The following is a 13,763-nucleotide window of genomic DNA, read 5'->3' as shown; positions in this document are numbered from 1 at the left end:
CGCTGCGTTGGGCATTCCCCACGCCAGAGCGGAAAAGTGCACGGCCGGCTCGCCGGGCGGCGGTCAGGCAGCCTTCTTGAGCGCCTTGACGGCCTTGAGCACGTCGTCGACATGGCCCGGAACCTTGAGCCCGCGCCATTCGGCCTTCAGGATGCCGTCGGCGCCGATCAGGAAGGTGCTGCGCTCGATGCCCTTGACCTTCTTGCCGTACATGATCTTGTTCTTGACCACGCCGAACATGTGGCACATCTTTTCTTCCGTGTCGGCGATGAGCTCGAAGGGCAGCTCGAGCTTGGCCTTGAATTCGTCGTGCGACTTCATGTTGTCGCGGGACACGCCGAACACCGTGGCGCCGGCCTTTTCGAAGTCCTTGTAGCGGTCGCGAAACTGCATGGCTTCGGTGGTGCAACCCGGAGTGTTATCTTTCGGGTAAAAATACATGACCAGCACGTGGCCGAGATGCGAGGTATTCGAGACCTTGAGGCCGCCCGTGGCGTTGGCGTCGAATTCAGGAATGGGTTTGTTGACAACGATCGCCATGAAACTTGTTTTCTCCGTTAGATTCCGTTCCCGAGCCCTCTCGTCCCGTTTCGGACGGGACTTGCTCAAGGAATGGAGGATTGGTCGTTGCTAACTTTGGGGTAGCGGGCCTGTTCGCAACCCGGTATTTTACCCCGAAAATACCTCTCTCAGCCACCCGCCGGGCTCTCGACCAGCAGGGCGGCAATCACGTGCCGGCCTTCTCCGGCCAGGATGTTGTAGGTTCGGCAGGCTGCCGCGGTGTCCATGGTCTCGACGCCGGTGCGCTGCGCCATCAGGGGCTTCAGCCATGCGGGCTGGGGAAAGCGGATGCGGTTTCCGCTGCCGAAAATGATCAATTCCGCACCCAGGGCCGCCAATTGCGCGAAATGTTCGGCGCCGAGCTGGTCGAAGCTCGAACAATTCCATTCGAAGCGCTCGCCGCGCGAGCCAACCACTACGCTGCCTTCGACTTTTTCGTTGTTGATTGCCACCCAGCCGGGGCCGTGTGCGGTGAGGGACTGAGCGTCGGATTTGTCGGGCTGGAGCTTCATCTGGGCACTGGGAACTGTGGTCAAATTATAGGTTTTCCCTAGTGCCACGGGGCTCGCAAGGGCCTTTGACTACTCGTTAAGCAACTCCGCAACCCGCGCCCGGGAGGGCCTTTTGAAGCAGCTCAAGAAATCGGCCAAGCTGGCCAACGTTCTTTATGACATCCGCGGCCCTATCATGGATGCCGCCAAGCAGATGGAAGAAGACGGCCAGAAGATCATCAAGCTCAACATCGGCAATCTGGCCGTGTTCGGCTTCGATGCCCCCGAGGAAATCCAGCAGGACATGATCCGCAACCTGCCCACCTCGGCCGGTTATTCGGACAGCAAGGGCGTCTTCGCCGCGCGCAAGGCGGTGATGCACGAGACGCAGAAGCAGGGCATTGCGGGCGTCACCCTCGACGACATCTATCTCGGCAATGGCGCCAGCGAGCTGATTGCCATGTCCACGAACGCGCTGCTCAACGACGGCGACGAACTGCTGCTGCCGGCCCCTGATTACCCGCTGTGGACTGCTTCCACGAGCCTGTCGGGCGGCACGCCGGTGCACTACCTGTGCGACGAGGCCAACGGCTGGATGCCCAACCTCGACGACATCCGCGCCAAGATCACGCCCCGCACCAAGGGCATCGTGGTCATCAACCCGAACAACCCGACCGGCGCGCTGTACTCGAACGACCTGCTCAAGAGCATCGTGGCCATCGCGCGCGAGCATGGTCTCGTGATCTTCGCCGACGAGGTCTACGACAAGGTGCTGTACGACGGCGTCAAGCACACCGCCATTGCCAGCCTGTCGACCGACGTGCTCACGCTCACCTTCAATTCGCTGTCCAAGAGCTACCGTTCGTGCGGCTATCGCGCCGGCTGGCTCGTGGTGTCGGGCGACAAGCGCAGCGCACAGGACTACATCGAGGGCCTGAACATGCTCTCGAACATGCGCCTGTGTGCCAACGTGCCGGGCCAGTGGGCCATCCAGACGGCGCTCGGCGGCTACCAGAGCATCAACGACCTCGTGTGCGAGGGTGGCCGCCTGCGTCGCCAGCGCGACCTGGCCTACGAGCTGATCACCGCCATCCCGGGCGTGAGCTGCGTCAAGCCGAGCGCAGCGCTCTACATGTTCCCCAAGCTCGACCCGGAGGTCTATCCGATCGAGGACGACCGCCAGTTTTTCCTCGAGCTGCTGAAGGAAACCCGCGTGATGCTGGTGCAGGGCACCGGCTTCAACTGGGCCACGCCCGACCACTTCCGCATCGTGTTCCTGCCCCATGAAGACGACTTGCGCGAGGCCATCAACCGCATCGCGAAGTTCCTTGAGCAGTACCGTTTGCGCCGCAAGTCGCGCTCATGAAATCTGCCTGCATCGCTGCTGCGGCGCTGTCGCTCGCCGCGTTGTCCGCCGGAGCTGCCGACAAGGAGTCCGTCTCGTTCTCGCACAACGACTGGGAGCTGGCCTGCGACAACACGCGCACCTGCCGCGCCGCCGGTTACCAGCCGGAAAGCGGGGCGAGCGAGCCGGTGTCGATGCTCATCACCCGCAAGGCGGGGCCCGGCGCGACAGTTGATATTCAGTTGCAGATCGGCGATGACGACGGCGTCAAGGGCCCGCTGCGCTTCAAGGTCGGCAAGGCCACCGTCTCGGGCCTGGCTGCGGGCACCGCCAGCTTCGACGACAGCCAGGTCCGCACCGTCCTGCCCGAACTGCTCAAGGGCGACGACGCCACGGTGACCGCCAACGGCGGCAAGAAGTGGACCCTTTCGCTCGCCGGCCTCAACGCCGTGCTGCTGAAGATGGACGAGGCCCAGGGCCGCGTCGGCACGCCGGGCGCGCTGGTGCGCCGCGGCAACAAGCCCGAGTCTTCGGTGCTGCCGCCGGTGCCGGCCCCTGTCGTGAGCGTGGTCGTGCCGCCGAAGGCGCACCCCGGCGACGACGCGCTGGCCGCGCGCATCTTCCCGTCCCTGAAACTGGACAGCGCCAAGGAAGACTGCAACAACCGCGACGACATCAACGCCAAGTCGCTGACCGTCTCGCGCCTGACCGACCGGAAGGTGCTGCTGTCGCTGGGCTGTGGCATGGGCGCCTACAACTATTCCAGCCTGCTCTGGATCGCCAACGACAAGCCGCCCTTCGCGCCGGTGTCCATCGAGGCGAATGGCGACTTCGACGAGAAGGAAGGCAGCGTCACCTCTGCCATGAAAGGCCGAGGCATCGGCGACTGCTGGTCGAGCGAGACCTGGCATTTCAACGGCAAGGACTTCGTGCGCACCGGCTCCACAGGCGACGGCATGTGCCGCGGCTTTGCCGGCGGCGCCTGGACCTTGCCCCGCTACGTCAGCCGCGTCGTGACTTCCACGCCGTCAGCCACCCCATCCAAACCATGAACGCGACTCTCCCAATGAAACCCATCCAAGTAGGCCTGCTCGGCGCAGGCACGGTCGGCAGCGGCACCTTCAAGGTGCTCCAGCGCAACCAGGAAGAAATCAAGCGCCGTGCCGGCCGCGGCATCGAGATCACCATGGTGGCCGATCTCGACACCGCCCGCGCCCGCGAAGTGGTTGGCGAAGGCGTCAAGGTGGTCAGCGACGCGCGGGAAGTCATCGCCAACCCCGACATCGACATCGTCATCGAGCTCATCGGTGGCTATGGCATTGCCAAGCAACTGGTGCTCGAGGCCATCGCGGCCGGCAAGCACGTGGTCACGGCCAACAAGGCGTTGCTTGCGGTGCACGGCACCGAGATCTTCGCGGCCGCGCACGCCAAGGGCGTGATGGTGGCTTTCGAGGCCGCGGTGGCCGGTGGCATCCCGATCATCAAGGCGCTGCGCGAAGGCCTCACGGCCAACAGCATCCAGTGGCTGGCCGGCATCATCAACGGCACCACCAACTTCATCCTGTCCGAGATGCGCGACAAGGGCCTGGACTTCGCGACCGTGCTCAAGGAAGCGCAACGCCTGGGCTATGCCGAAGCCGATCCGACCTTCGACATCGAAGGCGTCGACGCCGGCCACAAGGTCACGCTGATGAGCGCCATTGCTTTCGGCATTCCGGTGCAGTTCGACAAGGCCCACATCGAAGGCATCACCAAGCTCGCCGCGCAGGACATCAAGTACGCCGAACAGCTGGGCTACCGCATCAAGCTGCTGGGCGTCACCAAGCGAACCGCCAAGGGCATCGAGCTGCGCGTGCATCCGTCGCTCGTGCCGTCGAAGCGCCTGTTGGCCAACGTCGAAGGCGCGATGAACGCGGTGGTGGTGCACGGCGACGCCGTCGGCACCACGCTCTACTACGGCAAGGGCGCCGGCAGCGAGCCGACCGCCAGCGCCGTGATCGCCGACCTGGTCGATATCACCCGCCTGCACACGGCCGACGCAGCGCACCGCGTGCCGCACCTGGCCTTCCACCCCGACGCGATGAGCGACCTGAAGGTGCTGCCGATGTCGGAAGTCGTCACCAGCTACTACCTGCGCCTGCGCGTGGCCGACCAGGCCGGCGTGCTCGCCAAGGTGACGGGTCTGCTGGCCACCGCCGGTATCAGCATCGACGCCGTGCTGCAGCGCGAAGCCGACGAAGTAGGCGGCGAAGGCTCGACGCAGACCGACCTCATCATCCTCACGCACGATGCGCGCGAAGGTACCGTCAACGACGTCATTGCCGAGCTGCAGGCGCTGCCGACCGTGCTCGAGCCCATCGTGCGCATCCGCAAGGAAGAGCTGAAGTGAACTACCTGAGCACCCGCGGCCACCCCGACCGCAAGCGCTTCTGCGAAATCCTTCTTGAAGGCCTTGCGCCCGACGGCGGCCTCTATCTGCCCGAAACGTATCCGCAGGTCGACACCGCCACGCTCGCCAAATGGCGCGCGTTGCCGTATGCCGAGCTGGCCTTCGAGATCCTCTCGCTCTACATCGACGACATTCCGCCGGCCGACCTGAAGGCGATCTGCGCGAAGACCTACACAGCCGAAGTTTTCGGCACCGATGAGATCGTGCCGCTGCGCGAGCTCGAAGACGGCGTGTACCTCGAAGCCCTGTCCAACGGCCCCACGCTGGCCTTCAAGGACATGGCGATGCAGCTGCTGGGTAACCTGTTCGAGTACGAACTGGCCCGTCGCGGCTCCGAGCTCAACATCCTCGGCGCCACCAGCGGCGACACGGGCAGCGCGGCCGAATACGCCATGCGCGGCAAGAAGGGCGTGCGCGTCTTCATGACCTCGCCCGACGGCCGCATGAGCCCGTTCCAGCAGGCGCAGATGTTCAGCCTGCAAGACGCCAACATCCACAACATTGCCATTACCGGCGTGTTCGACGACTGCCAGGACATCGTCAAGGCCGTGTCGAACGACCTGGGTTTCAAGCGCAAGTACCGCATCGGCACGGTCAACTCGATCAACTGGGCGCGCCTGCTGGCGCAGGTCGTCTACTACTTCGCCGGCTACTTCCAGGCCACGGCGAGCAACGACAAGCCCGTGAGCTTCACCGTGCCCTCGGGCAACTTCGGCAACGTCTGCGCGGGCCACGTGGCGCGCATGATGGGCCTGCCGATCCAGACGCTGGTGGTCGCCACCAACGAGAACGACGTGCTCGACGAGTTCTTCCGCACCGGCGTGTACCGCGTGCGCGCGGCCGTCGACACGCACGAGACCTCCAGCCCGTCGATGGACATCAGCAAGGCCAGCAACTTCGAGCGCTTCGTGTTCGACCTGGTCGGACGCGACTCCGCCAGGCTGCGCCAGCTGTTCGTGGACGACCTGGGCCTGCAGGGCAGCTTCGACCTGAGCGCCGACCCGGCGTTCAAGCAGGCTGCCGGGCGCTTCGGCTTTCGCAGTGGCCGCAGCACGCACGCCGACCGCCTGGCCACCATCCGCGACACCGAGAAGCGCTTTGCCACGCTGATCGATCCGCACACGGCCGACGGCCTCAAGGCCGCGCGCGAGCAGATCACGCCCGGCGTGCCGATGGTGGTGCTCGAAACCGCGCTGCCGATCAAGTTCGCCGCCACGCTGGTCGAGGCACTGGGCGAAGAGCCTGCGCGGCCGAAGAAGTTCGAAGGCATCGAGGCGCTGCCCAAGCGCGTCGTCAAGCTGCCGGCCGACGCGGAAGCCGTCAAGGCCTACATCGCCGAGAACTGTGACTGATCGCGCCCGGGCTCCCGCATGAAGGTCGTCGGTTTCGCCGGCTATTCGGGCGCGGGCAAGACCACGCTGCTCGAGCGCCTGATTCCGGCGCTCAAGCGGCTTGGCCAGCGCGTGTCGGTGGTCAAGCATGCGCATCACAAGTTCGACATCGACCATCCGGGCAAGGACACCTACCGCCATCGCGAGGCCGGCGCCTTCGAGGTGGTCGTGGCATCCGACAAGCGGCTCGCCGTGATGCGCGAGTTCGAGGTTCCCGTCGAGCTCAGCGTGCACCAGTTGCTGGTGGAGGTGCACCCGGCCGCCGACTGGGTGCTGGTCGAGGGCTTCCGGCACAGCGACGTGCTCAAGATCGAGGTCTGGCGCGAGCCGGAAGCGGGCGAGCCTTCGCGGCCCGTGCTGTACACCAACGATCCTTTCGTCACCGCCGTGGCCACCGACGCACCGGCCAGCCTGCCGTCGCCCACCGAACGGCCACTGTTCGACCTCAACGACGCCGAGGCCATTGCGAAGTGGTTGATCGACAGCGGCGACCGCTTCGAATACAACCCCGAGCACCATGGCTGATTCACCCGTTCCTTTTTCCGCTTCTTCGTCGCGTCCGCCACTGATGCCGTTGGACGAGGCCATTGCGGTCCTGCTCGCGAAGGCAACGCCGAAGCTGCCCACCGAAAGCGTCGGCACCTTCGACGCCGACGGCCGCGTGCTGGCGCAAGACCTCGTCTCCGGTCTCACGGTGCCACCGCGCGACAACAGTGCGATGGACGGCTATGCCGTGCGCGTGGCCGACTGCGCCGCACCTGGCGCCGAGCTGACAGTGGCGCAGCGCATTCCCGCAGGCACCGTCGGCACGGCGCTCGCGGCCGGCACCGCGGCGCGCATCTTCACGGGCGCGCAGATTCCGGAAGGAGCCGATGCGGTCGTGATGCAGGAAGACACCACGGCCACGCCACAGGAAGGCAGCCTGGGCTCGGTGCGCATCGCCATCGTTCCGGCGGCCGGGCAGTGGATTCGGCGCGCAGGCGAAGACGTGGCTGCAGGCGACGTCGTGCTGAAGCAGGGCGAGCGCCTCACGCCCGCCGCGCTCGGCCTCGCGGCCAGCGTCGGCTTCCACAAGCTGCAGGTGGCCCGCAAGCCGCGCGTGGCCATGCTCTCCACCGGCGACGAGCTGGTGATGCCCGGCGAGGTTGCGCCCGACGCGATGAAGCCCGGCGCCATCTACAACTCCAACCGCTTCTTCATGCGGGCCCTGCTGTATCGCCTGGGTTGCGAGGTGAACGACCTGGGCATCGTGCCCGACGACCGCGAAGCCACCATCGCGGCGCTGCGCAACGCGGCCGAGGCCAGCGACCTGATCATCACGACCGGCGGTGTCTCCGTCGGCGAGGAAGACCACATCCGCGCGGCGCTGCAGTCGCTCGGCGAGCTGCAGCTCTGGTCGCTGTCGATGAAGCCCGGCAAGCCTTTTGCCTACGGCTCCATTGCGCGCAGCAACGGGCAGGGTGCATGCCATGTGACGGGGCTGCCCGGCAATCCGGTGTCGAGCTTTCTCACCTTCCTGATGCTGGTGCGGCCCTTCCTGCTGACGCTGCAGGGCGGCACGCGCGTCGCGCCGGAAGCGGTGAAGATGCGCGCCGATTTCGACTGGCTGCGTGCCGACAAGCGCCGCGAGTTCCTGCGCGCGCGGCGCAATGCGGCCGGCGGCCTCGACCTGTTCGGCAACCAGAGTTCGGGCGTGCTCACGTCGATGGTCTGGGGCGACGGCTTGGTCGACAACCCGTCGGGCCAGACGTTCAAGTCGGGCGACACCGTCAACTTCATTCCGTTCGCATCGCTGCTGGGCTGAATCGCATGAAGGTCCAGGTCCGTTATTTCGCCTCGGTGCGCGAGGCACTTTCCAGCAGCGGCGAAACCGTCGACACGCGAGCCGAAACGCTGTCGGCCCTGCGCGACGAACTCATCGCCCGGGGCGGCGCCTACGCCACCGCGCTTGCGCGCGGCAAGGCGGTGCGCATGGCGCTCGATCAGGCCATGAGCGACGAGGCCGCCACCTTGAGCGAAGGCTGCGAAGTCGCTTTCTTTCCTCCCGTCACGGGCGGTTGAGCCGGGCGTCCAGCGCCACGAGGCGCTCGCGCAGGTCGTCGGATGCGCGGGTCATCGGCGAGCGCAGCTCGTCGCGCATTTCGCCCATGTGCGCCAGTAATGCCTTCAGCGGGCCCGGGTTCGGTTCGGCGAACAGCATCTCCACCAGCGGCTGCAGCGCCTGCCATTCGGCGCGCGCCTCGGGCAGCCGGTTCTCCGCAAGCAGGCGCACCAGCCGCACGAAGCGGCGCGTCTGCACGTTTCCGCTGGCCGCGATGGCGCCCACGCCGCCTTCGGCCATGGTGCCGAAGATCTGGTGGTCTTCGCCTGTCAGCACCTGCAGCCGGCCGTCGGCGATCACCGCGCGCGTCTTGGCCATGTCGCCGCCGCAGTCCTTGATGCCGCGAATGCGCGGATGCTCGGCCAGCGCCAGCAGCGTGTCGCGGGCGATGGTGACGCCCGTGCGATAGGGAATGTCGTAGACCAGCACCGGCACCGTGCTCGCATCGGCGATCGTGCGGAACCATTCGAGCAGGCCGGCCTGCGAGGGGCGGATGTAGTTTGGCGCGGACACCAGCAGGCCCGCCAGCGGGCGTTCCGAGAGCTTGCGCGCCCAGGCCGTGGCCTTGCCCAGGTGGTAGCCGGAAATGCCCATCACGACCGGCAGCCCGCAGGCCGTTTCCAGCACGGTGTCGAGCACGGCCAGTTGCTCGGTTTCGTCGAGCGCGGCGGCCTCGCCCGTGGAGCCGCAGGGCACGAAGCCCGTCACGCCGTCGTCGGCGAGCCGCCGGGTCAGCGTGGCGAGGGCGGCATGGTCCACCGTGTCGTCGCGGAACGGGGTGACGAGGGCCACCCAGAAGCCGGAGAAATCAGGGATGGTGGAGCTTGGTTGTTGTTGAGGCACGCGGGTTTCCTTTCAGGAATCGACCGATGGAAAGAACCACCGTCCGATGCGCGCACAACCCAAGAGGGGCCAAAGCCTTTTGCAGGTTCCGTCGCTCATCCGACGACGGAACCTCGGCTCCGGTCAGACGAGCTTTGGTTTTTTGGCTTTGTTGCTGCCTTGGCGCGCGCGGCGGCCTTCGGGGTGCGAGGGCACCGGGAAGAGCGTGGCGGGACAAGGCATTACGGCAGTCTATCGCGATGCCACAATTCGGACATGAGCGTTGCGCGTGTTTCGATCCAGACGGCCGATTTCGACCTTTCGCAGGAGGTCGCCGCGTTGCGCGACGGCGACAAACGCGTGGGCGCCGTCTGCAGCTTTGTGGGCACCGTGCGCGACAGAAATAGTGCCCCCACGCTCGGCACTGGCGTGTCCTCGCTGCCCCCCGAGGGGGCGCTTTCGCCTTGGGGCGGCCCGGCGGCGAAAGACGACGGCGGCACCATCACCTCGATGGAGCTGGAGCACTACCCCGGCATGACCGAAAAGGCCATCGAAGCCATGATCGACGAGGCGCACAAGCGCTTCGACATCCTCGGCGCGCGCGTGATCCATCGCGTGGGCCTGCTGCAGCCGCTGGACCAGATCATGATGGTGGCGGTGGTGTCGGCGCACCGCGGCCAGAGCTTCGAGGCCTGCGAGTTCCTGATGGACTACCTCAAGACCCAGGCGCCGTTCTGGAAGAAAGAGCAGACGCCCGAAGGCGCCCGCTGGGTCGATGCGCGCGTGGCCGACGACACGGCGCTGGCGCGCTGGGGCATCAGCGCCCCGAACGCCTGAAGCCGCTCAGAGTGGCTTGAAGCCGCTCGCCTGGATGATCCGCTCCCAGGTCTGCGTGTACGTGCGCACGCGGCCCGCGAACTGGCCCTGCGGCTCGTAGCCGACCGTCAGCCCCATCGTCGTGAGCTTCTGCTTCACGTCAGGCATTGCCAGCACCTTCTGCAGCGCATCGCCGTACTTGTCGATGATCGGCTGCGGCGTGCCCACCGGCGCGAAGATGCCGTAGTAGGGCAGGTCTTCCAGGTTCGAGAAGCCCAGCTCGGTGAAGGTCGGCACGTTCGGAATCACGGCCTGGCGCTTGGCGCCGATGGAGGCCACGATGCGCACCTTGCCCGCCTTGTGGTTTTCGATGAAGTCAGGCACCGAGGCGATGCCTGCGGTGATCTGGTTGCCCAGCATGTCGGCCGTCATCGGCGCGCTGCCGCGGTAGGGCGCGGGTTGCACGTCGATCTTGTACTTGTCCGAGATCATCTTCACCAGGAACTCGGGGATCGACGCCGGCGCCGGGATGCCGATGGTTTCCTTGCCGCCTTTCTGCGTGCGGACCCACTTCACGTACTCGTCAATGCTCTTGGCCGGCGTGCCGCCCGACACCGCCAGCACGTTGGCGAAGGTGGCGAAGCCGGCCACGGGGACGAAGTCGGTGGCGGGGTTGAAGCCCGGGTTCTTCACCACCTGCGGCAGGATCGAGATGGTGTGGTCGTGCGACAGGAACAGCGTGTGGCCGTCGGCCGGCGAAGACTTCAGCACCGTTGCAGCAATCTGCCCGCCCGCACCGGCGCGGTTCTCGACCACCACGGGCACGCCCAGCACGTCCTTGAGTTTTTCGCCCAGCGTGCGTGCAATGGCGTCGGTGCCGGCGCCGGCGGGGAAGCCCACGAGCAGGCGGATGGGGGTGCCGCTTTGCGCTTGCGCAAGGCCGGACAGGCCCATGGCGGCTAGAAAGAGGCCCACGCTGATCGCCCGGCGCACCGGTTGAACGCGCTGCATTGAAAAAACCATGATCGACTCCATTCGAGAGAGAGAAATGCCTACGGGCAGGGGAAACGGACCTTGTGCAATAGCCGTGCCCACGGCACCGGCGTGGCCGGCAGCCTTGAATCGTGCCCGAACAGCCCTATTTTGGATGCAGGAATACCACCATGCGACAAGACAAACTCACCACCAAATTTCAGGAAGCGCTGGGCGATGCCCAGACGCTCGCGCTGGGTAGCGACAACGCCTACATCGAACCGGCCCACCTGCTGGTCGCGATGCTGCGCCAGGACGACGGCCCGCGCGCCCTGCTCGAGCGTGCCGGCGTCAACGTGCCCGGCCTGACGCAAGCGGCCGAGGCCGCCATCAAGAAACTGCCGCAGGTGCAGGGCCACGACATCGTCCAGGTCGGCCCCGAACTGGGCAAGCTGCTGCAGGCCACCGAAAAGGAAGCCCTCAAGCGCAATGACCAGTTCATTGCCGGCGAACTCTTCCTGCTCGCGCTGGCCGACAGCAAGGCCGACATCGGCAAGACCGCCCGCGAAAACGGCCTGAGCCGCAAGTCGCTCGAAGCCGCCATCGACGCCGTGCGCGGCGGGCAGGGCGTGAACAGCGCCGATGCCGAAGGCCAGCGCGAAGCGCTCAAGAAATACACCATGGACCTGACCGAGCGCGCCCGCCTGGGCAAGCTCGACCCGGTCATCGGCCGCGACGAGGAAATCCGCCGCGCCATCCAGGTGCTGCAACGCCGCACCAAGAACAACCCCGTGCTCATCGGCGAACCGGGCGTGGGCAAGACCGCCATCGTCGAAGGCCTGGCGCAGCGCATCGTTGCGGGTGAAGTGCCCGATTCGCTCAAGGGCAAGCGCGTGCTGTCGCTCGACATGGCTGCGTTGCTGGCTGGTGCCAAGTTCCGCGGCGAATTCGAAGAGCGCCTGAAGACCGTGCTCAACGAACTCGCGAAGGACGAAGGCCAGACCATCGTCTTCATCGACGAACTGCACACCATGGTCGGTGCCGGCAAGGCCGAAGGTGCGATGGACGCGGGCAACATGCTCAAGCCCGCGCTTGCGCGCGGCGAGCTGCACTGCGTGGGCGCCACCACGCTCGACGAATACCGCAAGTACATCGAGAAGGACGCCGCGCTGGAGCGCCGCTTCCAGAAGATCATCGTGGGCGAGCCCAGCGTCGAAGCCACCATCGCCATCCTGCGCGGCCTGCAGGAAAAATACGAAGTGCACCATGGCGTGCAGATCACCGACCCGGCCATCGTGGCTGCGGCCGAACTGTCTGACCGCTACATCACCGACCGCTTCCTGCCCGACAAGGCCATCGACCTGATCGACGAGGCCGCGGCCAAAATCAAGATCGAGATGGACTCCAAGCCCGAGGTCATGGACCGCCTCGACCGCCGGCTGATCCAGCTGCAGATCGAGCGCGAAGCCGTGCGCCGCGAAAAGGACGAGGCCTCGCAGAAGCGCTTCGGCCTGATCGAGGACGAGATTGAGAAGCTGCAGAAGGAAATCGCCGACTACGACGAGATCTGGCAGGCCGAGAAGGCCCAGGCCCAGGGCAGCGCGCAGGTGCGCGAAGACGTCGACAAGATCAAGTTCCAGATCGAAGAGTGGAAGCGCAAGGGCGACTTCAACAAGGTCGCCGAGCTCCAGTACGGCCAGTTGCCCGCGCTCGAAAAGCGCTTGAAGGAGGCCGAGGCCAACGAGGCGAACAAGGGCAAGTCCAGCGCGCCCACGCTGCTGCGCACCCAGGTCGGCGCGGAAGAAATCGCCGAAGTCGTGGCGCGCGCCACCGGCATTCCGGTCGCCAAGCTGATGCAGGGCGAGCGCGACAAGCTGCTCGTGATGGAAGACAAGCTGCACGAGCGCGTGGTCGGCCAGGACGAGGCCATCGGCGCGGTCGCCAACGCGATCCGCCGCTCGCGCTCGGGTCTTTCAGATCCGAACCGCCCGACCGGCTCGTTCCTGTTCCTCGGCCCCACGGGCGTGGGCAAGACCGAGCTGTGCAAGGCGCTCGCAGGCTTCCTGTTCGACAGCGAAGACCACCTGATCCGCATCGACATGAGCGAGTTCATGGAGAAGCATTCGGTCGCCCGCCTGATCGGCGCGCCTCCGGGCTACGTGGGCTACGAGGAGGGCGGCTACCTCACGGAAGCCGTGCGCCGCAAGCCCTACAGCGTGGTGCTGCTCGACGAGGTCGAGAAGGCCCACCCCGACGTGTTCAACGTGCTGCTGCAGGTGCTCGACGATGGCCGCCTTACCGACGGCCAGGGCCGCACCGTGGACTTCAAGAACACCGTGATCGTGATGACGAGCAACATCGGCTCGCCCATCATCCAGGCCATGGTGGGCAAGCCTTCCGAAGAGATCAAAGAGGCGGTGTGGGACGAGCTGAAGAACTACTTCCGCCCCGAGTTCCTGAACCGCATCGACGAGACGGTCGTGTTCCACGCGCTCGACGCGAAGAACATCGAATCGATCGCCGCGATCCAGCTCAAGGTGCTGAAGGCGCGGCTCGCGAAGATGGATCTGGGCCTGGAGGTGTCGCCGGCGGCGTTGGCAGAAATTGCCAAGGTCGGCTTCGACCCGGTGTTCGGCGCGCGACCGCTGAAGCGTGCCATTCAGCAGCGCATCGAGAACCCGCTCTCGAAGCTGTTGCTTGACGGCAGCTTCGGGCCGAAGGACACCATCGAGGTCACGACCGACCCGATCCAGTCGCCGGGCAAGTTCTCGTTCGCCAAGGCCGGGGAACCAACGGCGGCGGCTTCGGCCTAAAG

General features: G+C 66.0%; 13 protein-coding genes. 9 read left to right on the top strand and 4 right to left on the bottom strand.

Features of this window, described 5'->3' with window-relative positions; genetic code table 11:
• Positions 1 to 63 precede the first annotated feature (63 nt).
• Both ACSFCA_RS13965 and ACSFCA_RS13960 read right to left on the bottom strand, forming a co-directional pair.
• A complete protein-coding gene (locus ACSFCA_RS13965; RefSeq protein ID WP_007830801.1) occupies positions 64 to 540 on the bottom strand; it encodes a peroxiredoxin in 477 nt (158 codons plus the stop codon).
• A gap of 149 nt (positions 541 to 689) precedes the next feature.
• On the bottom strand, positions 690 to 1,073 hold the full coding sequence (locus ACSFCA_RS13960) for an Mth938-like domain-containing protein (RefSeq protein WP_093203314.1): 384 nt from the start codon (positions 1,071 to 1,073) through the stop codon (positions 690 to 692).
• A gap of 112 nt (positions 1,074 to 1,185) precedes the next feature.
• On the opposite strand from ACSFCA_RS13960, the gene ACSFCA_RS13955 reads away from it, so the two are divergent.
• From ACSFCA_RS13955 to moaD, 7 genes are read left to right on the top strand one after another with little or no spacing between them, the layout of a single operon-like run.
• Complete coding sequence (locus tag ACSFCA_RS13955; protein WP_093051067.1) at positions 1,186 to 2,418, top strand: pyridoxal phosphate-dependent aminotransferase; 1,233 nt, start codon at positions 1,186 to 1,188, stop codon at positions 2,416 to 2,418.
• Positions 2,415 to 3,449, top strand: coding sequence for a DUF1176 domain-containing protein (locus ACSFCA_RS13950; protein WP_435459900.1), 1,035 nt, complete (start codon positions 2,415 to 2,417; stop codon positions 3,447 to 3,449). The genes ACSFCA_RS13955 and ACSFCA_RS13950 overlap by 4 nt, the downstream gene beginning before the upstream one ends.
• Before the next feature lie 14 nt (positions 3,450 to 3,463).
• Positions 3,464 to 4,786 carry a homoserine dehydrogenase gene (locus ACSFCA_RS13945; RefSeq protein ID WP_093077660.1) on the top strand — a complete coding sequence of 441 codons (1,323 nt, stop codon included), beginning with the start codon at positions 3,464 to 3,466 and terminating at the stop codon, positions 4,784 to 4,786.
• Positions 4,783 to 6,198, top strand: coding sequence for a threonine synthase (gene thrC, locus ACSFCA_RS13940; RefSeq protein WP_097198754.1), 1,416 nt, complete (start codon positions 4,783 to 4,785; stop codon positions 6,196 to 6,198). Before ACSFCA_RS13945 ends, thrC begins: the two co-directional genes overlap by 4 nt.
• A gap of 18 nt (positions 6,199 to 6,216) precedes the next feature.
• Entirely contained in the window at positions 6,217 to 6,762 is a 546-nt protein-coding gene (mobB, locus tag ACSFCA_RS13935) for a molybdopterin-guanine dinucleotide biosynthesis protein B (protein WP_258353971.1), read from the top strand.
• Positions 6,755 to 8,041 carry a molybdopterin molybdotransferase MoeA gene (locus tag ACSFCA_RS13930; protein WP_435459899.1) on the top strand — a complete coding sequence of 429 codons (1,287 nt, stop codon included), beginning with the start codon at positions 6,755 to 6,757 and terminating at the stop codon, positions 8,039 to 8,041. Before mobB ends, ACSFCA_RS13930 begins: the two co-directional genes overlap by 8 nt.
• 5 nt (positions 8,042 to 8,046) lie before the next feature.
• Positions 8,047 to 8,298, top strand: coding sequence for a molybdopterin converting factor subunit 1 (moaD, locus tag ACSFCA_RS13925; RefSeq protein WP_258353973.1), 252 nt, complete (start codon positions 8,047 to 8,049; stop codon positions 8,296 to 8,298).
• On the opposite strand, the gene dapA is transcribed toward moaD, so the two are convergent.
• The gene (gene dapA, locus ACSFCA_RS13920) at positions 8,285 to 9,181 is read right to left on the bottom strand and encodes a 4-hydroxy-tetrahydrodipicolinate synthase (RefSeq protein ID WP_435459898.1); all 897 of its coding nucleotides are present in this window, start codon (positions 9,179 to 9,181) and stop codon (positions 8,285 to 8,287) included. The genes moaD and dapA overlap by 14 nt on opposite strands.
• Before the next feature lie 255 nt (positions 9,182 to 9,436).
• Between dapA and ACSFCA_RS13915 the strand changes: the two genes are divergently transcribed.
• Positions 9,437 to 9,997: a molybdenum cofactor biosynthesis protein MoaE gene (locus ACSFCA_RS13915; RefSeq protein WP_435459897.1), complete on the top strand. Its 561-nt coding sequence runs from the start codon at positions 9,437 to 9,439 to the stop codon at positions 9,995 to 9,997.
• A 6-nt stretch (positions 9,998 to 10,003) separates the two neighbouring features.
• Here ACSFCA_RS13915 and ACSFCA_RS13910 read toward each other — a convergent pair whose 3' ends face one another.
• Positions 10,004 to 10,999: a Bug family tripartite tricarboxylate transporter substrate binding protein gene (locus tag ACSFCA_RS13910; RefSeq protein WP_093077650.1), complete on the bottom strand. Its 996-nt coding sequence runs from the start codon at positions 10,997 to 10,999 to the stop codon at positions 10,004 to 10,006.
• Between the two features lie 140 nt (positions 11,000 to 11,139).
• Between ACSFCA_RS13910 and clpB the strand changes: the two genes are divergently transcribed.
• A complete protein-coding gene (clpB, locus tag ACSFCA_RS13905; RefSeq protein ID WP_093077649.1) occupies positions 11,140 to 13,761 on the top strand; it encodes an ATP-dependent chaperone ClpB in 2,622 nt (873 codons plus the stop codon).
• The last annotated feature ends 2 nt before the right edge of the window (positions 13,762 to 13,763 follow it).

The sequence above is a fragment of the Variovorax multivorans genome (assembly GCF_051216835.1).
Taxonomy (GTDB): Bacteria; Pseudomonadota; Gammaproteobacteria; order Burkholderiales; family Burkholderiaceae_C; genus Variovorax.
Note: the sequence above shows the minus strand (reverse complement) of the source record. Positions and strands in the feature narration are given on the sequence as shown.

What these genes read in the sequence shown, in the direction of transcription:
- ACSFCA_RS13945 (WP_093077660.1), top strand. Translation starts at nt 3,464, where the DNA reads ATGAAACCCATCCAAGTAGGCCTGCTCGGCGCAGGCACGGTCGGCAGC.
- mobB (WP_258353971.1), top strand. Translation starts at nt 6,217, where the DNA reads ATGAAGGTCGTCGGTTTCGCCGGCTATTCGGGCGCGGGCAAGACCACG.
- moaD (WP_258353973.1), top strand. Translation starts at nt 8,047, where the DNA reads ATGAAGGTCCAGGTCCGTTATTTCGCCTCGGTGCGCGAGGCACTTTCC.
- clpB (WP_093077649.1), top strand. Translation starts at nt 11,140, where the DNA reads ATGCGACAAGACAAACTCACCACCAAATTTCAGGAAGCGCTGGGCGAT.
- ACSFCA_RS13930 (WP_435459899.1), top strand. Translation starts at nt 6,755, where the DNA reads ATGGCTGATTCACCCGTTCCTTTTTCCGCTTCTTCGTCGCGTCCGCCA.
- ACSFCA_RS13965 (WP_007830801.1), bottom strand. Translation starts at nt 540, where the DNA reads ATGGCGATCGTTGTCAACAAACCCATTCCTGAATTCGACGCCAACGCC.
- ACSFCA_RS13960 (WP_093203314.1), bottom strand. Translation starts at nt 1,073, where the DNA reads ATGAAGCTCCAGCCCGACAAATCCGACGCTCAGTCCCTCACCGCACAC.
- ACSFCA_RS13915 (WP_435459897.1), top strand. Translation starts at nt 9,437, where the DNA reads ATGAGCGTTGCGCGTGTTTCGATCCAGACGGCCGATTTCGACCTTTCG.
- ACSFCA_RS13910 (WP_093077650.1), bottom strand. Translation starts at nt 10,999, where the DNA reads ATGGTTTTTTCAATGCAGCGCGTTCAACCGGTGCGCCGGGCGATCAGC.
- ACSFCA_RS13950 (WP_435459900.1), top strand. Translation starts at nt 2,415, where the DNA reads ATGAAATCTGCCTGCATCGCTGCTGCGGCGCTGTCGCTCGCCGCGTTG.